This window comes from Acetobacter pomorum (genome assembly GCF_002738225.1).
In the GTDB taxonomy this organism is placed as follows: Bacteria; Pseudomonadota; Alphaproteobacteria; order Acetobacterales; family Acetobacteraceae; genus Acetobacter; species Acetobacter pomorum.
This window is the reverse complement of sequence record NZ_PEBQ01000144.1, coordinates 66,099-91,704: the sequence shown is the minus strand read 5'-3', so window position 1 is coordinate 91,704 and position 25,606 is coordinate 66,099. Positions and strand designations below refer to the sequence as shown.

The window sequence follows — 25,606 nt, the reverse complement described above, 5'->3', positions numbered from 1 at the left end:
TCAGGCCGCCTTCTGTTCGGAAGAAGCTGCTTCAGGCTCAGCAGCCCGTTCAGCTACAACAATCTTCAGGTGACTGAAAAACTTTTCAACGCGAGCAGAACGCCCACGGCCACGGGCATGGAAACGCCGCATGACAATGGATTTCCCAACTTCAGCTGTCTTCACCACCAGCTGGTCAACGTCCAGCTGGTGATTGTTTTCAGCGTTAGCGATTGCGCTTTCCAGCGTCTTTTTCACTTCCTGAGCGATACGGCGCTTAGAGAACGTCAACGTTGCAACGGCCTGAGAAGCAGGCTTGTTGCGGATCAGGCCGGCCACAAGGTTGAGCTTGCGGGGGCTAACCCGGATGTTGCGCGTTACTGCCTGCGCTTCTGTTTCCGCGAGTGTGCGCGGATGCTTCGGCTTGCTCATCTCTGCTTAGCCCCGCTTAGACTTCTTGTCAGCACCGTGCCCGTGGAACGTACGGGTCGGGGAAAATTCGCCGAACTTATGTCCGACCATGTTTTCCGTAACCTGTACGGGCAGGAACTTCTGACCGTTATAAACACCGAACGTCAGACCGACGAACTGCGGAAGAATTGTAGAACGACGTGACCAGATCTTGATCACTTCGTTACGACCCGACGCGCGGGATACCTCAGCTTTATTCAGCAGATACCCGTCGACGAACGGGCCTTTCCAGACGGAACGTGCCATCTTCTATTGCCCCTTACTTGCCGGTCTTTCGACGACGGATAATCAGACTGTCCGTCCGCTTGTTGACCCGAGTTTTGTACCCTTTGGTTGGCTTGCCCCACGGCGTAACCGGATGACGGCCACCAGACGTACGGCCTTCACCACCACCATGCGGGTGATCAACAGGGTTCATCACCACACCACGGTTGTGAGGACGACGCCCCAACCAGCGGGAACGCCCTGCCTTACCCATATGCTGGTTCATGTTATCCGGGTTGGACACAGCACCTACAGTTGCCATGCATTCACCACGAACAACGCGCAGCTCACCAGACTGCAGCTTGATCTGGGCGTAGCCGGAATCCTTACCAACGAGCTGGGCATATGTGCCAGCAGAACGTGCCAGCTTACCGCCTGCACCCTGCTTCAGTTCGATGTTATGGATAATCGTTCCCACCGGGATGGAAGCCAGTGGCATAGCATTACCAGGCTTAATATCCACGCGTGCACCAGCGATGACATTGTCACCAACCTTCAGACGCTGCGGAGCCAGGATATAGGCCAGCTCACCATCTTCGTACTTCACCAGCGCAATAAACGCGGTGCGGTTCGGGTCATACTCCAGACGTTCTACCGTGCCCAGAACATCAAACTTACGACGTTTGAAGTCTACATAACGGTAAGACTGCTTATGACCACCCCCACGGAAACGGGAAGTGATGCGACCGTTGTTATTACGGCCACCTGTCTTGTTTTTACCTTCGGTCAACTGTTTGACCGGCTTACCTTTCCAAAGGTCAGCACGATCAACCAGCACCGTACCACGCAAGCTTGGCGTGACAGGATTAAAGTGCTTCAGAGCCATGAATTTCTACCTTCGGTCACGCCAGCTTGGCGGTAAGATCAATGGACTGACCTTCCGCAAGCTGAACGAACGCCTTCTTCACGTCAGAACGCTGCCCAACACGCCCTTTAAAGCGCTTGGTTTTCCCCTTCTGAACCAAGGTGTTGACACCAACAACCTTGACCCCGAACAGCGTTTCCACCGCAACCTTGATTTCAGGCTTCGTAGCGGACATTGCCACTTTGAAAACAACCTGGTTCTTTTCAGAAAGCGCCGTCGCTTTTTCCGTGATCACAGGTGTACGCACAATGTCGTACATCGCTTCACGGGAAAGACGCTCGGCTTTCTTGCGAATGGCAAGAATATTCGTCATGCCAGGCGCTCCTTCAGTCCTTCAAGGCCGGCCTGCGTAATAGCAAGCACCTCGTGGTTCAGAATGTCGTAAACATTCGCACCAATGGTCGGCAGAATGTCGATCTTGGGCAGGTTACGGGCGGCACGACCGAAGTTCTCATCCACGGCAGCATCCACGATCAGTGCGGATGTCCAACCCAGAGACTTCAGCTTCTTTGCCAGTTCGCTGGTTTTATCAACGCCAGAAGCAGACTGCAGCACAATCAGCTTGCCGTCTTTTGCCTTCTGAGAAAGCGCAGAGATCAGGCCAAGGCGACGCACTTTTTTCGGCAGGTCGTAACCATGGTCACGCACAACCGGACCATGCACGGCGCCACCAGTACGATACTGAGGTGCACGCAGTGAACCCTGACGGGCGCTACCTGTGCCTTTCTGGCGGTACGGCTTCTTGGTGGTGCCGGACACTTCGCCCATGCCCTTCACCTTGTGCGTGCCGGCGCGGCGCTTTGCCAGCTGCCAGTGCACAACGCGAGCCATGATATCTGCACGCGGTGCTACGGCGAAAATTTCGTCCGGAAGCGTTGCAGAACCAGCGCTGCTATTGTCTAGCGTCTTGATTTCGATTTCCATGACCTCAGCCCTCCGCCTTCACGAGGCCGGCCGGATAAGGCGCGTCACCATGGCGGGCTTTTTTAATGGCGTCACGGATCAGAACAACACCGTTCTTCGCTCCTGGCACAGAGCCACGAACCATGATCAGGTTCTTTTCCGGATCGACCGCTGCGATTTCCAGATTCAAGGTGGTCACGCGTTCATCACCGAGATGACCAGCCATCTTCTTGTTCTTAAAGGTCTTGCCGGGATCCTGGCGATTACCGGTCGAACCATGTGAACGGTGCGAAATAGACACACCATGCGTGGCTTCAAGACCAGCAAAATTCCAGCGCTTCATTGCGCCAGCAAATCCCTTACCTTTGCTTACACCCGTTACGTCAACCTTCTGGCCAACAACAAAGTGCGAAGCTGAAAGGGTAGCACCAACCTCAAGAGCGGCATCATCAGCTACACGAAATTCGCGAAGCGCCTGCTTGGGCTCCACTTTCGTGCGTGCAAAATGCCCACGATTCGGCTTGGTTACGTTTTTCACCTTGGCTTTACCCATACCCAGCTGAACAGCTACGTAGCCATCCCGTTCCTGGTTACGGACATCAACCACCTGCACATCATCAACATGCAGGACGGTAACAGGCACATGCGTGCCATCTTCCTTGAACAGTCGGGACATGCCCAACTTCTTTGCGATCAATCCGGTGCGCATCGTCTGGACCTTAGAGTTTGATCTCGACATCAACGCCAGCGGCGAGGTCGAGCTTCATGAGAGCGTCCACGGTCTGCGGAGTGGGCTCAACAATGTCGAGCAGACGGCGATGAGTTCGAATTTCGAACTGCTCGCGGCTCTTCTTATCAACGTGAGGAGAACGGTTAACCGTAAACCGTTCAATATGCGTAGGCAGCGGGATAGGACCCCGAACCCGCGCACCCGTACGCTTCGCCGTATTCACGATCTCTTTCGTGCTGTTATCCAGCACCCGATGATCGTACGCTTTCAGGCGAATGCGGATGTTCTGGTTGTCCATTTGTTTTTTAGTCCAACACTTTACTTATCCGGGGAACTCCCGGCCGCCAAGTAAGACCCCGACCGAAATCAATCAGTCGGGGCCACTTAGGCTCAGATCCTCTATCGATTACTCGATGATGGAGGAAACAACGCCAGCACCAACCGTGCGGCCACCTTCGCGAATAGCGAAACGCAGACCTTCATCCATGGCGATTGGAGCAATCAGCTCAACTTCCATGGCACAGTTATCACCAGGCATCACCATTTCGGTGCCTTCTGGCAGGTGCACAACACCCGTCACGTCAGTCGTACGGAAGTAGAACTGCGGACGATAGTTGGTGAAGAATGGCGTATGACGGCCACCTTCTTCCTTCGTCAGGATGTAAGCTTCTGCCTTGAACTTCTTATGCGGCGTGATGGAACCGGGCTTTGCCAGCACCTGACCACGTTCCACATCTTCACGCTTCGTGCCACGCAGCAGAGCGCCGATGTTGTCACCAGCTTCACCGCGATCCAGCAGCTTACGGAACATTTCAACACCGGTTACGGTTGTCTTCGTGGTCGGCTTCAGACCAACGATTTCAATTTCGTCACCAACATTGATCACGCCGCGTTCCACACGACCCGTCACCACGGTGCCACGACCAGAGATGGAGAACACATCTTCAATCGGCATCAGAAACGGACGGTCAACCGGACGTTCCGGCTGCGGGATGTAGGAATCAACTGCGTCCATCAGATCGCGAACGCGGTTTTCACCGATTTCCGGATCACCATCTTCCAGAGTTACCAGAGCGGACCCCTTGATGATCGGCACATCGTCGCCAGGGAACTGATAGGAAGACAGAAGTTCACGAACTTCCATTTCAACCAGCTCAAGCAGTTCCGGATCGTCAACCTGGTCAACCTTGTTCAGGAAGACAACCAGAGCCGGCACACCAACCTGACGTGCAAGCAGGATGTGTTCACGGGTCTGCGGCATCGGACCGTCAGCTGCGGACACAACCAGGATAGCGCCGTCCATCTGCGCTGCACCCGTGATCATGTTTTTCACGTAGTCAGCATGTCCGGGGCAGTCAACGTGCGCGTAGTGACGCTTGTCGGTTTCATATTCCACGTGAGCTGTGGAAATGGTGATGCCGCGAGCGCGTTCTTCCGGAGCAGCGTCGATCTGGTCATACGCCTTAAATTCAGCGCCACCCTTCTTAGCAAGCGTCTTGGTGATCGCAGCTGTCAGAGAGGTCTTACCATGGTCAACGTGACCAATGGTGCCGATGTTGCAGTGCGGTTTATTCCGCTCAAATTTAGCCTTAGCCATTTTTTACTCCATGCCCCAAAAACCATTCGGGATGCAGTTGTTATAAGCCCTGCAAACTCACTGCAAGAGGAAATGCAGCAGCTTCTTTCATTACCAGCGATAGTGGCTGAATGCTTTGTTAGCTTCCGCCATACGATGGGTATCTTCCCGCTTCTTCACGGCTGCGCCACGGTTGTTGACAGCATCCAGAAGTTCATTGGAAAGCCGATCCTGCATGGTGTTTTCGCCACGCTTGCGTGCAGCATCAATCACCCAACGGATCGCCAACGCCTGACGGCGGTCTGCGCGAACTTCAACCGGCACCTGGTAGGTTGCCCCACCAACACGGCGAGAACGCACCTCAACAGCCGGCTTTACGTTATCCAGCGCACTGTGGAACAGCACCACTGCATCTGCACCGTTACCGCTACGACGCACCATGGCATCCAGCGCACCGTATACGATTCTTTCTGCAGCAGACTTCTTACCATCGTACATCAGCGCATTCATGAAACGCGTGACAACGATATCTCCGAATTTCGGATCGGGAAGGATCTCGCGCTTTACTGCGCGATGACGGCGACTCATACCTGTTCTTCCTCTTATTTCGGACGCTTGGCGCCATACAGCGAACGACGCTGACGCCGCTTGGCAATACCCTGCGTATCCAGAACACCACGAAGGATGTGATAGCGCACACCCGGCAAATCCTTCACACGACCGCCGCGGATCAGCACAACACTATGTTCCTGAAGGTTATGACCTTCACCCGGAATATAGCTGACCACCTCATAGCCGTTCGTCAGACGCACCTTAGCGACTTTACGCAGTGCGGAGTTCGGCTTTTTTGGCGTCGTGGTATAAACGCGGGTGCAAACACCGCGCTTTTGGGGGCATCCTTGCAGCGCGGGCACCTTGTTGCGCTTGACCGCAGGCTTGCGCCCCTTGGCAATGAGCTGGTTGATGGTCGGCATGCGCCTTTCCCGATCCTTACACAGTTCGGCCGGCCAGCCATTATTTCTGACTGCCGACTTTCATTAAAAAAGATCCCATCAGGCATTTGCCTGTATGGGGCTATATTGGCATCCGGCCCCGCTTCCACCCCGGAAGCCAACCGCATGCTAGACTCACACAGAAAACCTAATTGCTCTTTCTATCCACAAGGATATCCAGAGCTGAGGGCTGCTAACTAACCTTCCCCCTGCGGGAAGTCAAGTTTTACCAGGCGATTCTCAGGGGATTGCATGCCTGTACATGAAAAAAGGATCAGAGTTTCCCCTGATCCTTCCTTCGTGCAGCATATTTGTAACGCTTATTCGGCAGCGGAACGCCCAACACGTTGACGATCCTGCTCTGCAGCAATGGCACGCAGACGCTTCATCACACTGCCCGTACCTGCCGGGATCAGACGCCCAACAATCACGTTTTCCTTCAGGCCCATCAGCTTGTCCACTTTCCCTGCCGTAGCAGCTTCCGTGAGCACACGTGTGGTTTCCTGGAACGATGCGGCAGAGATAAAGGACTGTGTCTGCAGAGAGGCCTTGGTAATCCCCTGCAGCACTGGCATACCCTGAGCTGGCCGTTCACCCGCCTTGAGGCACTTGGCATTTTCAGCCTCGAACTCAATGCGGTCAACAGTTTCACCAATCAGATATGTCGTGTCACCCGGCTCCAGAATTTCAACCTTCTGAAGCATCTGACGCACGATAACCTCAATATGTTTATCGTTAATCTTCACACCCTGAAGACGATACACATCCTGAATTTCGTTAATCAGATAATCAGACAGTGCCTCAACACCCATTACCTTCAGGATATCGTGGGGCACCCGTGGGCCATCGACCAACGGATCACCTTTTTCCACAAAGTCACCTTCCTGAACGGAAATGTGCTTGCCTTTCGGGATCAGGTATTCCTGCTCCTCGCCCGTTTCATCGTTTTTCACGATAACACGGCGCTTGGATTTGTAATCCTTCCCGAACTCAACGCGACCTTCCATTTCCGCGATAATGGCGTGATCTTTGGGCCGACGTGCTTCAAACAGTTCAGCCACACGTGGCAGACCACCCGTAATATCACGGGTCTTGGACCCTTCTCGCGGCAGACGAGCCAAAACGTCACCCGCGTTCACTTCCGTGCCGTTTTCAACAGACAGAAGCGTTTCAGGAGAGAGGAAGTAACGGGCATCTGCACCGTTATCCAGCTTCACCACATCGCCGTTGGCATCTTTAAGCTGCAGACGCGGACGCAGATCTACCCCCTTGCCTGCCTGCTTATAGTCAACCACCACTTTGGAGGTCAGGCCGGTCACTTCATCCATACGCTCAACAAGCGTGATGGAATCAATCAGATCAAGGTATTCAACCTTACCGGCTTTTTCCGTGATGATCGGCAGTGTGTACGGATCCCACTCGGCCAGCTTCTGACCGCGCACAACCGTTGCACCTTCTTCTGTCAGCAGGCGTGCACCATACGGCACACGATAACGGGCTTTTTCCACACCGTTTTCATCAGACAGAAGAATTTCGCAGTTACGTGCCATAACAATCGGCACGTTCTGGCTGTTATGCACCACGTTACGGTTACGGATCACAACCTTACCATCACGCAAGGCTTCGATCATGGACTGTTCCGCACCACGCTGCGCTGCGCCACCAATATGGAAGGTACGCATTGTCAGCTGTGTGCCGGGCTCACCAATGGACTGCGCTGCAATAACACCTACAGCTTCACCAATGTTTACCGGCGTGCCACGTGCAAGATCACGCCCATAGCAGCGGGCACACACACCAACGCGGCTATCACAGGTCAGCACCGAACGGATATGAACCGTTTCCACACCCGATTTTTCAATACGTTCCGCATCTGCTTCATCAATCAGATGATTACGCGGAACAATCACATCAGTGGTGCCGGGCGCTACAATATCAGAAGCAACAGTACGACCCAGAATACGTTCGGACAGAGAAGCAACAACTTCCCCACCATCCATAACTGCGCGTACGGTCAGACCACGTTCACTACCGCAATCTTCTTCGATAATGATGCTGTCCTGCGCCACATCCACCAGACGACGGGTAAGATACCCGGAGTTAGCGGTTTTCAGTGCGGTATCAGCCAGACCTTTACGCGCACCATGGGTGGAGGTGAAGTAATCGAGAACCGACAGGCCTTCTTTAAAGTTGGCGATAATCGGCTGTTCAATAATTTCACCAGATGGCTTGGCCATCAGACCACGCATCCCGGCCAGCTGTTTCATCTGAGCCGGCGACCCACGTGCCCCGGAGTGGCTCATCATCCATACAGAGTTGATGGGCTTACCAACTTCCTGATGCGAAATTTCCTTGGTCATGGCCGCTTGCACTTCATCCGTGCAACGTGACCACGCATCCACCACCTTATTGTAGCGTTCACCAGCGGTAATCAGACCATCCTGATACTGCTGCTCAAACTCTTTCACTTCGGCGGCTGTGCGATCAACCAGTTCTTTCTTTTCGGGCGGGATGATCATGTCATCCTTACCGAAGGAAATACCGGCTTTTGCAGCGTGGCGGAAACCCAGAGCCATCAGACGGTCACAGAAAATCACGGCTTCTTTCTGACCACAGTGACGGTACACCGTATCAATCACATCAGACACAGCTTTTTTGGTCAGCTGACGGTTGATGAGAGAGAACGGTACAGCTTCATCCTGCGGCAGAATCTGCGCAATCAGCACACGACCGGGTGTGGTCACGGCTGTTTCATAGGTGACCTTGCCATCAGCGCCGATTTTCTGGAAACGCGCACGAATTTTATCATGCAGCTTCAACGCACCCGCACTGAGCGCATACTCCACTTCACCAATGGAAGAGAAAGAAGGTGCACCTTCCTTGGTCAGCTCACCCGTTTTCTCGTCATATTCGCAACGATCCGGTGTTACCTTGAATTCAGGCGTTTCAAGGCTGAGATAATACAGCCCCAGAACGATATCCTGAGAAGGCACGATAATCGGCTTACCATTTGCCGGGCTGAGGATGTTGTTGGTGGACATCATCAGCACGCGCGCTTCAAGCTGGGCCTCAAGGCTCAGTGGCACGTGCACGGCCATCTGGTCACCGTCAAAGTCTGCGTTAAAGGCAGTGCAGACCAGCGGATGCAGCTGAATGGCCTTACCTTCAACCAGCACCGGTTCAAACGCCTGAATACCCAAACGGTGCAGCGTAGGCGCACGGTTGAGCATAACGGGATGTTCGCGGATAACTTCTTCAAGAATATCCCAAACTTCGGGACGTTCTTTTTCCACCATCCGCTTTGCAGCTTTAATGGTGGTAGCGTGGCCGTATTTTTCCAGCTTAGCGTAGATGAATGGCTTGAACAGCTCCAGCGCCATCTTCTTGGGAAGACCGCACTGATGCAGCTTAAGTTCGGGGCCCACCACAATAACGGAACGGCCAGAGTAATCGACGCGCTTACCCAGCAGGTTCTGACGGAAACGACCCTGCTTACCCTTGAGCATATCGGACAGGGATTTCAGCGGACGCTTGTTAGCACCCGTGATAGCCCGGCCACGACGCCCGTTATCGAACAGCGCATCCACAGCTTCCTGAAGCATACGCTTTTCGTTACGCACGATAATATCGGGCGCACGCAGCTCCATCAGGCGCTTCAGACGGTTATTACGGTTGATAACGCGACGATACAGATCGTTCAGATCAGACGTTGCAAAACGACCACCATCCAGCGGCACCAGCGGACGCAGATCTGGTGGAATAACCGGAACCAGATCCAGAATCATCCATTCTGGGCGGGAACCACTTTCTGCAAACGCTTCAATCAGCTTCAGGCGCTTAACAAGCTTTTTGCGCTTGGCTTCTGAAGTTGTTTCCTTAAGTTCCTGGCGCAGTTCTACCTTTTCGGCATCGCAATCAATGCGTTCCAGAACCTTTTTAATAGCTTCTGCACCAATGCCGACTTCAACACCCTCATCGCCATATTCATCCATGGCATCAAGGTACTGTTCTTCTGTCAGCAAGGAATACTGCTTCAGCGGAGATGTGCCGGGTTCCAGAACCAGGTAGCTTTCAAAGTAAAGCACCTTTTCCAGATCTTTCAGCGTCATATCAACCATCAGGCCGATACGGCTGGGAAGAGACTTCAGGAACCAGATATGGGCAACCGGGCTGGCAAGCTGAATATGGCCCATGCGTTCACGACGCACCTTGGCCAGCGTAACTTCAACACCGCACTTTTCGCAAATAATGCCGCGGAATTTCATCCGCTTGTATTTACCGCACAGGCACTCATAGTCCTTGATCGGACCAAAGATACGCGCGCAGAACAGGCCATCCCGTTCTGGCTTGAATGTACGGTAGTTGATGGTCTCGGGCTTCTTGATTTCGCCATAAGACCAGGAACGGATTTGTTCGGGCGATGCCAGCTGAATTTTGATCTGGTCAAACGTCATCGCCTGGCCGGTCTGGCCAAGAATTTTCATGAGCTCATTCATGTGCCGAAGCCCCCAGCGGGAAACGGGGAGCCGAGGTTTCTACCCCGGCCTCCCCTTTGAAATAAGAACGGATAGTGGTGGCGAAATTCACCGTCACTCGGCCCCCTGCTCCAGTTCTACGTTCAGACCCAGAGACTTCAGCTCCTTGATCAGAACGTTAAAGCTTTCCGGAATACCGGCCTCAAAATCATCCTGCTCACGCACGATGGATTCATAAACTTTGGTTCGGCCAGAAACGTCATCCGACTTCACAGTCAGCATTTCCTGCAGAGTGTAAGCTGCACCGTATGCTTCCAGCGCCCACACTTCCATTTCCCCAAAGCGCTGACCACCAAACTGCGCCTTACCACCCAGAGGCTGCTGTGTAACCAGCGAGTATGGGCCAATAGAGCGTGCATGGATCTTATCATCAACAAGATGGTGCAGCTTGAGCATATAGATGTAGCCGACCGTTGTTTTACGTTCGAACGGTTCACCCGTGCGCCCGTCAATCAACTGAGACTGACCGGATTTATCCACACCCGCTTTTTCAAGCATGGCTTCAATATCCGGAATGGAAGCACCATCGAACACCGGCGTTGCAATCGGCACGCCTTTGCGCAGGTTATTGGCCAGTTCAACCAGCTCATCATTGCTCATGTTCGCAATGTCTTCGCTGTAAACCTTATCCCCGTACACATCTTTCAGGCGGTCCAGCAGTTCCTGACGTTTTTCGCCATTCCGCTGGTATTCATCCACCATATCGCCAATGCCACGGCCAATTTTGGCGCAAGCCCAGCCCAGATGGGTTTCCAGAATCTGCCCCACGTTCATACGTGAAGGCACACCCAGCGGGTTCAGCACCAGATCAACAGCCGTGCCATCTTCCAAAAATGGCATGTCTTCCACGGGAACAACGCGAGACACCACACCCTTGTTACCATGACGACCGGCCATTTTATCCCCCGGCTGTAGCTTACGCTTAACAGCCACAAAGACCTTGACCATCTTCATCACACCAGGCGGCAGTTCATCACCACGCTGCAGCTTTTCAACCTTGCTTTCAAAACGTGCCTGAATGCGTGCAATAGCCGCATCAAATTCACGCCGCAGGGTTTCAAGCTCCGCCATCACGCTGTCAGAAGTGACAACAATCTGGCGCCACGTAGCCCGTGGGTGTTCATCCAGAACAGCATCGGTGATCTCGGTTCCAGAACGGATCCCCTTGAACCCGGCACCAGCAACCTGCCCCAGCAGTTTTTCACGCAGACGGCTGTAGAAAGAACGTTCCTGAATGGCGCGTTCATCGTCACGGTCTTTGGCAAGCCGTTCGATTTCCGCGCGTTCAATCGCCATGGCGCGTTCATCTTTATCCACACCGCGGCGGGAGAACACACGCACATCCACAATAGTGCCAGATGTGCCAGGCGGCAGACGCAGGGACGTATCACGCACATCGGAGGCTTTTTCACCAAAGATGGCACGCAGAAGTTTTTCTTCCGGTGTCATCGGGCTTTCACCCTTTGGCGTCACCTTACCGATCAGAATATCACCCGGATTAACTTCGGCACCTACATAAACAATGCCAGCTTCATCCAAGTTCCGCAGGGCTTCTTCACCCACATTCGGAATATCACGCGTGATTTCTTCCTGACCCAGCTTGGTATCACGGGCCATAACTTCGAATTCCTCGATATGGATCGAGGTGAAAACGTCATCCTTGGCAATCCGTTCGGAAATCAGGATGGAGTCTTCAAAGTTGTAGCCATTCCAAGGCATAAACGCGACCAGCACGTTACGGCCCAGCGCCAGTTCACCCAGCTCTGTGGAAGGACCATCGGCAATAATATCGCCTGCCCGCACGTTGTCACCAACATGCACCAACGGACGCTGGTTGATACAGGTGGACTGGTTGGAACGGGAATATTTACGCAGACGGTAAATATCCACACCCTGCGTAGAACCAGCCGCATTGGTGGCACGCACCACAATACGGGCCCCGTCAATCTGGTCCACAATACCATCGCGCTTGGCAACAATTGTTGCACCGGAATCACGCGCCACAGCAGCTTCCATACCTGTGCCAACCAACGGCGCATCGGAACGCACCAGCGGCACAGCCTGACGCTGCATGTTGGAACCCATCAGTGCACGGTTCGCGTCATCGTTTTCCAGGAACGGAATAAGAGCCGCAGCAACAGACACCAACTGCTTGGGAGAAACGTCACACGCTGTCACTTCCGTTGGGGGCACCAGACGGAAATCACCGTTACGGCGCACAGAGATCAGATCACTTGTCAGCGCACCCTGATCATTCACCTTGGCATCAGCCTGCGCAACAACCAGCTTTTCCTCTTCCATAGCGGAGAGGTATTTCCAGCCATCCTGCAGCACACCATCCTTCACCAGGCGGTAAGGTGTTTCAATAAAGCCGTATTTGTTCACTTTGGCATAAGTGGCCAGAGAGTTGATCAGACCGATGTTCGGGCCTTCCGGCGTTTCAATTGGGCAGATACGACCATAATGTGTTGGGTGAACGTCACGCACTTCAAAGCCTGCGCGCTCACGGGTCAAACCACCCGGGCCAAGCGCTGACAGACGACGCTTATGCGTCACTTCAGAAAGCGGGTTGGTCTGATCCATAAACTGGCTGAGCTGGGAAGACCCGAAGAACTCACGCACAGCAGCGGCAGCAGGTTTGGCATTAATCAGATCATGCGGCATGACCGTATCAATATCCACAGACCCCATACGCTCACGAATGGCACGTTCCATACGCAGCAGACCGATGCGATACTGATTTTCCATCAGCTCACCAACCGAGCGAACACGGCGGTTACCAAGGTTATCAATATCATCAATCTGGCCACGACCGTCTTTCAGGTCACACAGCGTTTTGATGGTGCGCAGAATATCTTCCTTACGCAGCACACGCACTGTGTCTGGCACATCCATATCCAGACGCATGTTCATCTTCACGCGACCAACGGCGGAAAGATCATAACGGTCTGGATCAAAGAACAGGCCATTCAGCATGGCTTCGGCGGTTTCAGCCGTTGGCGGCTCACCAGGGCGCATCACACGGTAGATATCAATCAGCGCTTCATCACGCGTGCTGTTTTTATCTACTGTGAGGGTATCACGGATCCACGGGCCGTTTGCGGCATCAATCGCCAGCAGCGGAAGCTCCTTAATGCCAGCCTCTTCCAAGGCAGCAAGGCGCGCTTCCGTAATTTCTTCGCCAGCTTCACCATAGATTTCGCCAGTCTGCATATTGACGATATCATGAGCAATGTAACGGCCAAGCAGGTCAATCTCGCCCACAAGCACTTCACGCGTCTTTTCCGCGATCTTGCGCACCATACGGGCCGTCAGCTTGGTTTCAGCTTCCGCCACCACTTCACCGGTTTCTGCATCTACCAGCGGGGCCAGCAATTTAAGACCACGGAAGGAATCCGCATCAAACGGACGCGCCCAGCCTTTGGGCGTTTTTACAAAGGTGACTGACTTATAGAAATAGGCGAGGATTTCATTGGCATCCATCCCCTTGATTTCCATGGAATCAACATCACCACCTTCCGCTGCCTTCGCTTTGCGCGCAGCTTCAGATGCAGCACCTTCAAGCGCATACAACAGCGTGGTAACAGGCAGCTTACGTTTACGGTCGATACGAACGTAAAGCAGGTCCTTGGCATCAAACTCAAAGTCCAGCCAGGAACCACGATAAGGAATGACACGCGCGGCAAACAGATACTTGCCTGAAGAATGCGTTTTACCCTTATCATGGTCAAAGAACACACCGGGTGAACGGTGCATCTGGCTGACAATAACACGCTCCGTACCGTTTACGATAAAGGTGCCGTTATCTGTCATGAGCGGCATATCGCCCATATAAACCGGCTGTTCCTTAATATCGCGAATGGAACGGGACCCTGTATCCTCATCCACATCCCACACGATCAGGCGCAAAATAACCTTCAGCGGCGCAGCATATGTCAGGCCACGCTGAATGCATTCTTCCACATCGTATTTTGGCTCTTCAAATTCGTAACTGACGAATTCCAGACGCCCCCGCCCCGCAAAATCATTGATGGGGAAAACGGAACGGAATACCTCCTGCAAACCTGTTGGAGTACGCGCATCAGGCGATACATTTGCCTGAAGAAATGTCTCGTAAGACGCACGCTGCACGTCAATCAGGTTCGGCATCGGGGCGATTTCGGGAATCCGCCCGAAACTTTTGCGAATCCGCTTCCGTCCTGTGAACGATTTAGTGATTGCGTTCATCGTCGCTCCTGCCCCGCCCATTTATCTCGGACCATCATGCCCGTGGTCATCCCGCGAGCCTGATGGTCCGACCTAATCTTGGTCTCAAGCCCATACCGGTTTTTACCCGGCTCCTGTTTCAGATCAACCTGAAACAGGCAAACGGGCAGAGGCACAATGCCCCTACCCGAAAACCTTTTTCCATTTCCCTGATGCCATGCATCAGAAATTTGGCAAGCTTACTTGACTTCGACGGTTGCCCCGGCGCCTTCAAGAGCCTTTTTGATCTTGTCAGCTTCGTCCTTGCTGACGCCTTCCTTAACGGTCTTCGGCGCACCTTCAACCAGGTCCTTAGCTTCTTTCAGGCCCAGACCGGTGATGCCGCGGATTTCCTTAATCACGTTGATCTTCTTGTCGCCAGCGCTGGCCAGAACAACCGTGAATTCGGTCTTTTCTTCAGCCGGAGCAGCAGCAGCACCAGGTGCAGCAGCAGCAACTGCTACAGGAGCAGCAGCGGAAACGCCCCATTTTTCTTCGAGCAGCTTGGAAAGTTCAGCAGCTTCAAGAACGGTCAGAGCGGACAGTTCGTCAACAAGCTTAGCAAGATCAGCCATAGTTTGACTTCCTAATATAGATACTGGTTAGCAGAACGCAACCTTCAAGCACGAAGGCAGCGCAAAATTCTTGAACATTCCCTCATACGAAGGAATGAAATCAGGCAGCTTCACCCGTTTTGGCATAGGCCCCAAAAACACGTGCAAGCTGGCCTGCCGGCGCCTGAGTAATGCTGGCAATACGCGTAGCTGGCGTGGAGATAAGACCCACGAGCTGCGCGCGCAGCGCATCAAGAGACGGCAGCTCGGCCAGAGCCTTGATTCCTTCGGCGTCAAGCACCTGAGAACCAAGAGAACCACCAAGCAGCACAAGCTTGTCATTTGTTTTGGCGAACTCAACGACAGCCTTAGCCACAGCCACAGGGTCTTCAGACCACGCAAGCGCAGTCGGCCCCTTCAGCAGCGGCGCGATGCCGTTGAACTGGGTCCCATCCAGGGCGAGAGTTGCCAGCCGGTTTTTAGCGACCTTATAGTTCGCACCCGCTGCACGCACCTTACGCCGCAGTTCCGTCACAGCAGCCACAGTCAGCCCGTCATTACGGGTGACCACAACCATGGACGTCTGGGCGAAAACGGCGGCCAGGGAGGCGATAAAGGCCTTCTTTTCCGTACGGTTCAAATCCCGTCTCCGTCTTGTTCCATCAAGCTTGCGCCCAACAGAACGGGTTGCCCTTTAGGTTCCGCCATACATAGCGGAACCCGCTCGCCTGTCCTTGAAACGGAATATCTGGCGTGCCGCAAATACGACCTGTAACCAGCATCCCCGTCTTACCGTTCGCCAACCCGAAGGTTGTTTAAAACCGAAATTACGCACGGTCTCGGACAGGAAGAAGGAGCAGCAAAACCACTCCTTCAGTCACCACGCCACCCCGAGAGCTAGCGCAGTGTCATTTCTTTCTCAGCCAGCGAAGGCAGAGAGATCCAGCTGAACGCCGGGGCCCATGGTGGAGGACAGAGCGCCCTTCTTCATGTAAGCACCCTTTGCACCAGACGGACGGGCCTTCTGCACGGCATCAATAAATGCACGCACGTTTTCAATCAGCTTGTCTTCGCTGAAAGAAGCCTTGCCAACGCCTGCATGCACGATACCGCTCTTTTCAGCGCGATATTCAACCTGACCAGACTTAGCCGCTTCAACAGCGCCCTTTACGTTCATGGTCACGGTGCCCAGCTTGGGGTTCGGCATCAGCCCGCGTGGGCCGAGGATCTTACCCAGACGACCAACCAGAGCCATCATGTCAGGCGTTGCAATGCAGCGGTCGAAGTTGATTTCGCCAGCCTGCACTTTTTCCATCAGGTCTTCTGCGCCCACAATGTCCGCACCAGCAGCCTGAGCTTCTTCAGCTTTCGGGCCACGCGCAAACACGGCAACGCGCAGGGTTTTGCCCGTGCCGTTCGGCAGGGAAACAAAACCACGCACCATCTGGTCTGCATGACGCGGGTCAATACCCAGGTTCAGTGCAATTTCAACGGTTTCATCAAACTTGGCCGTTGCGTTGCTTTTTACCAGCGCAACAGCTTCATCAACACCGTAAGCTTTGCCAGCTTCAATCTTGGCACGTGCAGCAGCAATACGCTTGTTCTTTGCCATGATATTAGCCCTCCACCACATCAATGCCCATGGAGCGGGCAGAGCCGATCAGCATGCGCACTGCGCCATCCAGATCGTTTGCATTCATGTCCTGCTGCTTCTGTTCAGCAATTTCACGAAGCTGGCTCATGGTCACCTTACCAACGCTTCCACCCTTACCAACTGTCTGGCTGCCCTTGGAAATCTTGGCGGCCTTCAGCAGGAAATAGGTGTTCGGCGGGGTTTTGGTGATGAAGCTGAATGTACGGTCTGCATATGCGGTGATAACTACCGGAATCGGCATACCTGGCTCAAGACCCTGGGTCTTAGCATTAAATGCCTTACAGAATTCCATGATGTTCAGACCGCGCTGACCCAGTGCCGGACCAACCGGCGGGGAAGGATTAGCCTTACCAGCGGGGATCTGAAGTTTGATGTAGCCAACAACTTTTTTGGCCATATCCGGGACTCCTCAAAATGAACCCGGACCGCGGTTCTCCCGATTCCACACCACGCACAGGGCGCAGACAAGAATCTCCCGCGTTCCGATCAGAAGTGCCGCGCTTACCGGGGTGTTGGCTGCGTGTCAAGAGGTTGTGTGTTTTTCATGCCGCCTGTCAGATCATTGGAAACCGGATCCACCTGCGTGCTGATCCCACCCAAGGGTGCTGCATGGCGCAGGTTTTCATACTGCAAGGGCTTGAACGGCATAATGGTTTCCTCACCATGCGGCAACTGCGCGCGGGACCAGCCACCCCCAAGGGCACGCACAAGCTGCACGCGCGCATCTACCTGCCGGGTTTGCGCCTGCACCAGCGCAATGCGGGCATTCAGTGCGGCCACCTGTGCCACCACAACATCCAGATAATTGGTCAGGCCGCCGGTATACAGCGCCATTGTCATGCCCTGCGTGCGCAAAGCGGCATCCACGGCGCTGCTTTCCTGCTTGACCTCGGTTTTCAAACGATTGGTGCGTGTCAGATTGTCTTCCACTTCCTGAAAAGCATCTAACACCGTGCTGCGGTAAAGATCTTCTGTTTGCCGGTAACTTGACCATGTGCGCTGCAATTCCGCACGCCGCAAACCACCCTGAAACAACGGAAGCACCGCCTGCGCGCCAAACTGGTACATGGCATTGTAAAGCGAGGCCAGATCAAACCCGTTATCCATAAAGCCTGTCATGGCATTAAATGTAACATGCGGGTAAAAGGCTGCGCGTGATACGCCAATGGCTCGGTTGGCCTGTGCCATGCGCCGCTCTGCCGCAGCAATATCCGGCCTGCGTTCCAGCAAGGTAGACGGCAGCGCTACGGGTGGATCTTTTTCCTCAAACGTCAGCTTTGTTACCGGTGCTATATGGAACGTGGCTGGCGCCTGATTGACCAGCACGGCAATGGCATGTTCCATGACATCACGCTGGGTGCGAATGTCTGTTTCCTGCGCCTGCGTGGTATAAAGCTGAGCTTCTGCACGCGATACATCCATGCCTGGTGCAATTGCCCCTGCCAGACGCATGCGCGTAACCTGCACGGCTGTCTGATAATACCGGATGGAATCCTTATACACGGCATCCTGCGCATCCAGCCCACGCAGAATAACGTAATCCGATGCCAGTTCGGCCTGTAAGCTCAAGCGGGCAGAAGCATAATTTGCAGCATCTTCCTGCACGCCCTGCTTAGCCATACGAATACGGTTACGGATGGCAGACCAGAAATCCGGCTCCCACGTGGCGGTCGCGGAATACTGCTCGGAAGACATATACATGGGCCCGGTTGCCCCGGCCCCGCGCCATAGCCTGTGTTGGGAGCCTTTGTATTTTGCCCCACTCGCCGCCCCGTTCAACTGCGGATAAAGGTGGGATTTGGCTTCCGCCGCCATATCGCGCGATTGCATGAACACCTCAGCCTGCGCCTGCAAATCCGGGTTCAGGCGCATGGCCTGATCTTCCAGCTGGTTGAGTTCCGGGTCTCCCAGCATGGTCCACCAATCAGCCCGAATGGCGTCATCCGATGGGCGTGCGGGCTTCATCACCCCCTGCCCACTCCAGTTATCTGGCAGCACAAATTTTGCGGGCTTATAGCGCGGCGCCATATCACAGCCTACTAGGCCGGATACAGCCATCCCTACCAGCAGAATATGTGTGGCTTTACGGGGCAGAACATATCCCTTCCTCATGGACGAGCCCCGGCTTCAGACATATCTGCTGTATCATCAGGCATGGCACGGGTATCATCATCCTCCACCTCGGATGATTTGACTGGAGGGACTGGCTTTTTGGGTTCCAGCTTTTGGGCAGCAGGCGGCATGCTGGGCATGTTATAGCCGGGTGTGCCTTTAACAATGCGCACTTCCTGCCCATCCAGCAGGCCAGCAGACGGGTTGTTAATCACACGATCCGTTTTTTTCACGCCACGCAGAATCTGCACCGTTGTGCCAAAATTGGTGCCAAGTGTAACACCCACCAGATGCACGTGGTTGGTATCATCCACCACGGCAACCTGCGTGCCCTCCGCCCTGAACACAATGGCGCCAAGAGGCAGAATCAGCTCATCCGTATCACCCGGTGCATGAAACGTGGCCGTGGCGTAAGAATTGGGCCAGAGCTCTCCAGATTTGTTATCCAGCGTCAGTTCCGTTGTAACAGTGCGGGTGGACGCATTAAAGGCCGATGCCGTAGCCAGAAAATGCGCCCGGAATGTGCGTTCAGGATATTGCGGAATACTGAGATCCGCCTCCAGCCGCGGGGAAATGATATCGGCATAATCCTGCGGCACGGCCACAAACACACGCATGGCATGTACATCTGCCACACTAAACAGTTCGGTGGCATTACCGTGGGCATCTACATCCCCTCGCCCGGCGTTAACGTAGTCCCCCACATCTGCGAAACGTGATGTCACAACGCCATCAAATGGCGCCACAATTTTCTTAAAGGCTTCAAGGGCTGCGTAACGCTCTACCTCATGCTGGGCGGCTTCCACCTCGGCCTTCTGGGCTTCGGCATTGGCGGCCTGCACATCCACTTCCTGTTGAGAAACAGCCTGTGTGCCTTGCAGGGCCTTCCAGCGTTTTGCTGTAATCTGGGCCAGCTTGTACCGTGCCAGCGCCACATTCAAATTGGCTTTGGCAGCGGCATATTGGGCATCCAGCCCTGGCGTATCAATTTCCGCCAGCACATCACCCGCTTTTACCTTTGCGCCAAAATCCTTGTACCACATTTTCACGTAGCCAGAGACCTGCGCATAAATAGGGGCCTGATACCACGCCGCTATATTGGCTGGCAGAGAAAGCGTGCGCTCATCTGGCCCCGGCTGCGGGTAAATAATCTGCACGGAAGGAATAGCGTTATGTGCCGTTTCATGCGCCAGATTAACGTATTGCGTATGGCGTTGCACAATACCCACCACGGCCAGCAGAATGGCAACACCGCCAACAGCCACAAACCCGATCTTGCGTTTACGTGCGCTGCCAGCCGGCTTGGCGGAGTGAGGCCCTGAAGCGTCTGGATGCTCTTGGGTCATGCGGCAGCTTCCTCTTGTTCGGTTTCATGCGGTTTTTTACGTGTGTGCAGCATGGCAAATACGCAGGGCACAAACAGCAGGGTGGCAACCGTTGCCACCATCAGCCCCCCCATAACAGCCTTACCCAACGGTGCATTTTGCGAATTGCTTAAAGACATGGGCAACATGCCGATAATCATGGCAGAAGCTGTCATCAGCACGGGGCGAATCCGCTCAAATCCGGCTTCCAGCGCAGCCTGAATGGCATCTCCATGTTCTTCCAGCCGTTCACGCGCAAAAGCCACCACCAGAATGGCGTTGGCCGTGGCCGTGCCCATGCACATAATGGCCCCCGTAAGTGCTGGCACGGAAAGCGTGGTGTGCGTAAGAAACAGGCTCCATGAAATACCTGCCAGCGCACCGGGCAACGCGGTGATGATAATGAACGGGTCCAACCAAGACTGAAAGTTCACCACAATCAGCAGGTAAACCAACAGCACAGACATGGCCAAACCACCCAGCAACTGAACATAGGCACTGTTCATGGTGACCGCCTGCCCCAACACACTGAGGGAGGAACCATGCGGCAGATCACCCTGCACTTCCTCAACAATCCGCGATACCTCGCGTGAGACGGTGCCGAGGTCTATCCCCTCATTTGTGGCGTAAATATCAAACACCGGCATGATGTTGTAATGCGCCACCTCCGCCGGGGTGCCGATCTGATCAATCTTGCTCAGCCCCCCCAGAATCTGCGGGTCCTGCCCCGATGGGTTGCCATCTCCTTTATCAACAGGCGTGATTTCCAGATCATTCATGGTCTGGAGGAATGGCGCTGGCGTTTGGATATCAATCAGATGCGAAACGCCGGTTTTGGTATCCAGCCAGTACACCTGCCCCACCTGAGAACTGCCAGACAGAGAAACCAGTGCGTTATTGGCAACATCGGCTTCTGTAATACCGGTACCCAGCGCGTAGGTACGCCGGGTATTCACCATCAGGGTTGGCGTTGTCATGGGCTGTTGCACAAACACGTCTGTCAGGCCCGTAACATGACGCAGACGTTCCGCCAGCCGGTTTGCAAAACGGAAGTTTTCCGAAAGGTTGCGCCCGATCACCTGCACATCAATGGGAGATGGCAAACCAAAGTTCAGGATTTTGGCTGTCAGATCCCCCGGCAGGAAGGAGAACTGCGTGCCGGGAAACTTCATGTTGAGGTTATGGCGCAAAAGCCGCCGATATTCCGCCACAGGGGATGCCGGATTTTTAAGCGAAACCGTAATATCGCAATCCTGCGTACCCACTGTGGGCGTTGGAATATAAGCCTGATTCAGCGGACTGAATGGCAGGCCGCAGTTATCAACCAGCCCTTCCACCTGCCCCGGCAGTGTGCGTTCAATCTCATCATTCACAAGCTGAGAAATCTTGCCGGATTCCTCCAGCCTTGTGCCAATGGGTGCACGCATATGCAGGGCAATGGCATCCGAGTTCACTTCAGGAAAGAAATCCTGCCCCACAAAGAACAGTAGCCCCAAGGAACCAAGCGAGCACAACACAAACACTGGCACAAAAGTGCCGCGCGTTGCCACCAGATGAGACAGCAACTCATGATAACGGTGCCGGAACTGCTCAAACTTATGCTCAAACCCACGCTGAAAGCGGCCAAAAATAGTTTTGGGTTCCTGCGAGCCATGCGCATGCGCCGCCACCTGTGCCGCCAGCATGTATTTAGCCATGGTGGGCACCAGTGTTCGGGACAGGATGAAAGAGGCAATCATGGCGAAAATGATGGCTTCTGCCATTGGCATAAACAGCCAGCCCGCAACACCTGTCAGCTGGAACAGCGGCATCCACACAATACAGATGCACATGGTGGAGACAAAGGTGGGAATAACAATCTGGTTGGCGGCATCAATAATGGCCGTTTCCAGATCCTTCTCCATCTCAAGATGCGCATCAATATTCTCGATCATCACCGTGGCGTCATCCACCAGAATCCCCACGGCCAGCGCCAAGCCACCCAGTGTCATGACGTTAATGGTCTGCCCAGCCCAGCCCAGCCCGATAACGGAACACAGCATGGCCAGTGGAATGGATGTGGCAATAATAACAGTGGAACGCCAGGAGCCCAGAAACAGCAACACCACAAGCCCGGTCAGGCACGCGGCCGTCAGCATTTCACGCACCACGTCCTGCACGGATTCCTTCACGAAGGTGGAGGCATCATTCAAAATCTTGATGCTCACACCTTCGGGCAGAGTTTTCACAATGCCCGGCAGCAGCTTTTTAACCCCCGCCACAACATCCAGCGTAGAGGCATCGCCGCTTTTCATAATGACGATCAGAACACCCTGCTGCCCTTTAACCAGCACAAGGTTGGTTTGTGGTGGGCCACCTGCATGCACCCACGCCACATCCTGCAAGCGCACCACCGCATCCCCCACCTGTTTGATGGGGATCATGTTCAGCTCTTCCATATTCTTGGGAGAGGCGTTGGTCTGAACCATCCAGTCAAACGGGCCAATGCGCTGGTCACCCGCTGGCAGCACAATGTTCTGGCTATTCAGCGCGCGCGAGACATCTACCGGAGAAAGCCGATGCGCCAGCAGCTTAACCGGGTCCAGATCCACCATGATATTACCCGGCTGCCCCCCATAAGGATTGGGAATGGCAGCCCCCGCCACGGAAACAAGCGCCGGGCGGATGAGGTTGGAGGACATGTCGTAAATCTGTGAGGCTGTCATGGAGGTGGAAGACACCTGCAACGTGACAACCGGCACAGAAGACGCATTATAAGCCAGCACCAGCGGTGGCGTAGAGCCTGTGGGCATCTGCTTGATAACTGTCTGCGATACCGAGGTAATCTGGGTTTGCGCCACAGATGTATCCGTACCGGGCTGGAAGTAGATCTTCACAATCCCACGGCCGTAATACGACTGGCTCTCGATATGCTCGATATTATTCACGGTCGCGGTCAGGGCGCGCTCGTAATAATACACCACGCGGCCAGACATATCCTCTGGCATCAGGCCCGTATAGGTCCAGACCACTGCCACAACTGGGATACGGATACTGGGAAAAACGTCTGTGGGGGTATTGAATATCCCCCTGATTCCGAACACCAGAATCAGGATGGAAAGCACCACAAACGTATACGGCTTTTTAAGCGCGGTAACGACAATTTCGTTCATGCGCTCCAACCTTGCACAGTTAGAGACGCTGCATTGCAGACAAGCAGATTTGGCATGGTTTTATGGTTACATACATATCTGCTGCCCGCCAACATCATTACGTGCAATCTTCAACCTTTTGTAAAAAAGCGGATGGAAAGGTAATTCTAAAACAGGTGCCCGTACCTTCGGGGCCTGTCTCGATCGTGACATGGGCTTCGTGCAAATGCGCTATAGCGCACACCAGGCTCAGCCCCAGCCCGCTACCAGGCACATGACGGCTTTTGTCTGACCGATAAAAGCGCGAAAGCACGGCTTTTCTTTCTGCCGGTGCAATACCCACGCCCGTATCCATGACAAACAGAGACGCTGCACCGTTGATTCGTTGCGATCCCAAAATAATACGACCGCCCTGTGGTGTAAACTTAATTGCGTTATCAACCAGATTGGCCAGAAGCTCGATCAACAAGTGCCGGTCCCCCCATACAAAGCAAGGGGCCTCGCCCTCCTTTGCCACCAGCACTTTATCTTCCATTTCAGCTATGGGTTCATACAAATCAAATACGTCTGTCACCAGATCGGCCAAAAGCACCTGCCCAAAGCCTGCCTGCCTGCGGCTATTTTCAATTTCCGCAATGCGTAGCAACGCCGTAATAATGCCTAAACACTGGTCCAGATCATCCACCGCGCGGCCGACCGCTGCTTCCAGAGCCTGCGACCCGGCAGGGGTGGAAAGAGCGCGCTCCAGCCGGGCCCGCACGCGAGAAAGTGGCGTGCGCAGATCATGCGCAATATCATTTCCCACTTCGCGCATGTCATCCATCAGCCGTTCTAGCCGGTCCAACATACGGTTTACGCTGCCAGCCAGACGTTCCAGATCATCCCGCTCCTTGGCGGCAGGCAGACGTTCATGGATATCACCGGCCATAATGCGGTCTATGGCCTCGTGCATTTCCTTCACGCGGGAAAGTGCACGGTGGCTAAGCACGATGCCCAGAAACAGCGCAAACACAAATGTGGGAACAGCCGCCACCAGCATGGTGTGGCGCAGCATGAGCTTTTGTTCGGACAGAAGGTGGAAACTGCGCCCCAGAACCAGAATGGTGCCATCTGGCAGTTTTTCCGCCAGCACCCGCAAAGGGTACGAATCCCCTTCTTCTGGGTAGATTTCCACATTATGGGGTTTGCCATCTGCCTTAAGCCCCTTGGGCCATGTGCGCAGATCCCCCGCAATAAGTGCATGCCCGGAATCAAACAGCCCGGCACTGTTAATAATAAGGCGCAGATCATCTGTAGCGCGGCGGCGGATAACATATTCCAGATGCTCAGGAGACATCTGGGCCAGCAGTTCGGCCTCGCCTTTCAGCAACTCAGTGGAGCGGCGCGATTCCACAGCCTCAAGCTGGGCGTAAACCAGACCAAACTGCATGACCATCACCCCAGCCATGGCGGCCAGCGCCATAAGGGTGATACGAAATGTGGCTGTGCGAAAAAGCTCAGTCAGGAACACGCAGCCGGAATCCCGTTCCGCGAATACTCTCGATCAGCGGTTCCTCTCCCGGCCCATCAATTTTGCGGCGCAGCTTGCCGATATGCACATCCACCAGATTGGTGCGCGGAATGAACCGATACTGCCACACATCCTCCAGCAGCATGGAGCGGGTGAGCACCTGCCCCGGCCTGCGCATAAGATATTCAAGCAAACGGAATTCCCGCGGTAGCAGCTCTATTTCCCGCCCATTGCGCCAGACACGCCGCTCAATCAGGTCCATTTCAATCGGGCCCAGATGCAGTTTGGTGCTGCGTGTATCATCTGGCCGGCGCAGCAGGGCCTCTATGCGGGCCACCAGTTCCTCTATGGCAAAAGGCTTGGTCAGATAATCATCACCACCGGCTTTAAGCCCTGTCACCCGGTCATCCACGGCGGAAAGGGCGGAAAGCACCAGCACTGGCAGGCGAATACCCTGCTGGCGCATGGTTTCTATCACGCTCAAGCCATCCAGACCCGGCAAAAGCCGATCCACCACCATAACGTCCGCTTCTGCGCGCAAGGCGGCCTCCAGCCCGGCATCCCCCGTGGCCTCATGCTGCACCTTAAAACCGCGCGCTGTCAGTTCAGCTGCAATTTCCTCGGCTATTGCGCCATCATCTTCCACCAGAAGCACCGTTTTCCCGTTGGGTGAGAAAAAATCGGCGTCTTCCTTAAGCATATCTACTGTTCCATTCATCTG

At 54.3% G+C, this 25,606-nt stretch carries 21 protein-coding genes; all 21 read right to left on the bottom strand.

The features are described 5' to 3' along the window. On the bottom strand, positions 1-411 hold the full coding sequence (rplV, locus tag CSR02_RS10580; RefSeq protein ID WP_003622713.1) for a 50S ribosomal protein L22: 411 nt from the start codon (positions 409-411) through the stop codon (positions 1-3). Positions 412-417: 6 nt separating this feature from the next. Continuing rightward, entirely contained in the window at positions 418-696 is a 279-nt protein-coding gene (gene rpsS, locus CSR02_RS10575) for a 30S ribosomal protein S19 (RefSeq protein WP_012812769.1), read from the bottom strand. Between the two features lie 13 nt (positions 697-709). Further along, complete coding sequence (gene rplB / locus CSR02_RS10570) at positions 710-1,540, bottom strand: 50S ribosomal protein L2 (protein WP_003628218.1); 831 nt, start codon at positions 1,538-1,540, stop codon at positions 710-712. A gap of 16 nt (positions 1,541-1,556) precedes the next feature. Continuing rightward, positions 1,557-1,892, bottom strand: a complete 336-nt coding sequence (locus tag CSR02_RS10565; RefSeq protein WP_003622708.1) for a 50S ribosomal protein L23 — start codon at positions 1,890-1,892, stop codon at positions 1,557-1,559. After that, complete coding sequence (rplD, locus tag CSR02_RS10560; protein ID WP_003622706.1) at positions 1,889-2,503, bottom strand: 50S ribosomal protein L4; 615 nt, start codon at positions 2,501-2,503, stop codon at positions 1,889-1,891. Before rplD ends, CSR02_RS10565 begins: the two co-directional genes overlap by 4 nt. Positions 2,504-2,507: 4 nt before the next feature. Next, a complete protein-coding gene (rplC, locus tag CSR02_RS10555; protein ID WP_003622704.1) occupies positions 2,508-3,191 on the bottom strand; it encodes a 50S ribosomal protein L3 in 684 nt (227 codons plus the stop codon). Between the two features lie 10 nt (positions 3,192-3,201). Further along, positions 3,202-3,510, bottom strand: a complete 309-nt coding sequence (rpsJ, locus tag CSR02_RS10550) for a 30S ribosomal protein S10 (RefSeq protein WP_007282720.1) — start codon at positions 3,508-3,510, stop codon at positions 3,202-3,204. A gap of 108 nt (positions 3,511-3,618) precedes the next feature. Continuing rightward, on the bottom strand, positions 3,619-4,809 hold the full coding sequence (tuf, locus tag CSR02_RS10545) for an elongation factor Tu (RefSeq protein ID WP_042786750.1): 1,191 nt from the start codon (positions 4,807-4,809) through the stop codon (positions 3,619-3,621). 90 nt (positions 4,810-4,899) lie between these two features. Then, positions 4,900-5,376, bottom strand: a complete 477-nt coding sequence (rpsG, locus tag CSR02_RS10540) for a 30S ribosomal protein S7 (RefSeq protein ID WP_006116053.1) — start codon at positions 5,374-5,376, stop codon at positions 4,900-4,902. A 14-nt stretch (positions 5,377-5,390) separates the two neighbouring features. Further along, positions 5,391-5,762, bottom strand: a complete 372-nt coding sequence (gene rpsL, locus CSR02_RS10535; protein WP_003622698.1) for a 30S ribosomal protein S12 — start codon at positions 5,760-5,762, stop codon at positions 5,391-5,393. A gap of 338 nt (positions 5,763-6,100) precedes the next feature. After that, on the bottom strand, positions 6,101-10,276 hold the full coding sequence (gene rpoC, locus CSR02_RS10530; protein WP_042786751.1) for a DNA-directed RNA polymerase subunit beta': 4,176 nt from the start codon (positions 10,274-10,276) through the stop codon (positions 6,101-6,103). A gap of 93 nt (positions 10,277-10,369) precedes the next feature. After that, positions 10,370-14,542 carry a DNA-directed RNA polymerase subunit beta gene (rpoB, locus tag CSR02_RS10525; RefSeq protein ID WP_042786752.1) on the bottom strand — a complete coding sequence of 1,391 codons (4,173 nt, stop codon included), beginning with the start codon at positions 14,540-14,542 and terminating at the stop codon, positions 10,370-10,372. A gap of 218 nt (positions 14,543-14,760) precedes the next feature. Then, positions 14,761-15,135 carry a 50S ribosomal protein L7/L12 gene (gene rplL, locus CSR02_RS10520; RefSeq protein WP_003622688.1) on the bottom strand — a complete coding sequence of 125 codons (375 nt, stop codon included), beginning with the start codon at positions 15,133-15,135 and terminating at the stop codon, positions 14,761-14,763. Between the two features lie 100 nt (positions 15,136-15,235). Continuing rightward, positions 15,236-15,754, bottom strand: coding sequence for a 50S ribosomal protein L10 (rplJ, locus tag CSR02_RS10515; protein WP_042786753.1), 519 nt, complete (start codon positions 15,752-15,754; stop codon positions 15,236-15,238). 279 nt (positions 15,755-16,033) lie between these two features. Next, on the bottom strand, positions 16,034-16,726 hold the full coding sequence (rplA, locus tag CSR02_RS10510; RefSeq protein WP_042786754.1) for a 50S ribosomal protein L1: 693 nt from the start codon (positions 16,724-16,726) through the stop codon (positions 16,034-16,036). A 4-nt stretch (positions 16,727-16,730) separates the two neighbouring features. After that, a complete protein-coding gene (gene rplK / locus CSR02_RS10505; protein WP_003622680.1) occupies positions 16,731-17,165 on the bottom strand; it encodes a 50S ribosomal protein L11 in 435 nt (144 codons plus the stop codon). Between the two features lie 104 nt (positions 17,166-17,269). Further along, complete coding sequence (locus tag CSR02_RS10500) at positions 17,270-18,880, bottom strand: efflux transporter outer membrane subunit (RefSeq protein ID WP_099541611.1); 1,611 nt, start codon at positions 18,878-18,880, stop codon at positions 17,270-17,272. Then, entirely contained in the window at positions 18,877-20,226 is a 1,350-nt protein-coding gene (locus CSR02_RS10495) for an efflux RND transporter periplasmic adaptor subunit (protein ID WP_099541610.1), read from the bottom strand. Before CSR02_RS10495 ends, CSR02_RS10500 begins: the two co-directional genes overlap by 4 nt. Next, positions 20,223-23,396: an efflux RND transporter permease subunit gene (locus CSR02_RS10490; RefSeq protein WP_042786757.1), complete on the bottom strand. Its 3,174-nt coding sequence runs from the start codon at positions 23,394-23,396 to the stop codon at positions 20,223-20,225. The genes CSR02_RS10495 and CSR02_RS10490 overlap by 4 nt, the downstream gene beginning before the upstream one ends. A 97-nt stretch (positions 23,397-23,493) precedes the next feature. Further along, positions 23,494-24,885 (bottom strand): sensor histidine kinase, encoded by a 1,392-nt coding sequence (locus tag CSR02_RS10485; protein WP_099541609.1) that lies wholly within the window; start codon positions 24,883-24,885, stop codon positions 23,494-23,496. Then, entirely contained in the window at positions 24,872-25,603 is a 732-nt protein-coding gene (locus tag CSR02_RS10480; RefSeq protein ID WP_042786759.1) for a response regulator transcription factor, read from the bottom strand. The genes CSR02_RS10485 and CSR02_RS10480 overlap by 14 nt, the downstream gene beginning before the upstream one ends. Between the last annotated feature and the right edge of the window lie 3 nt (positions 25,604-25,606).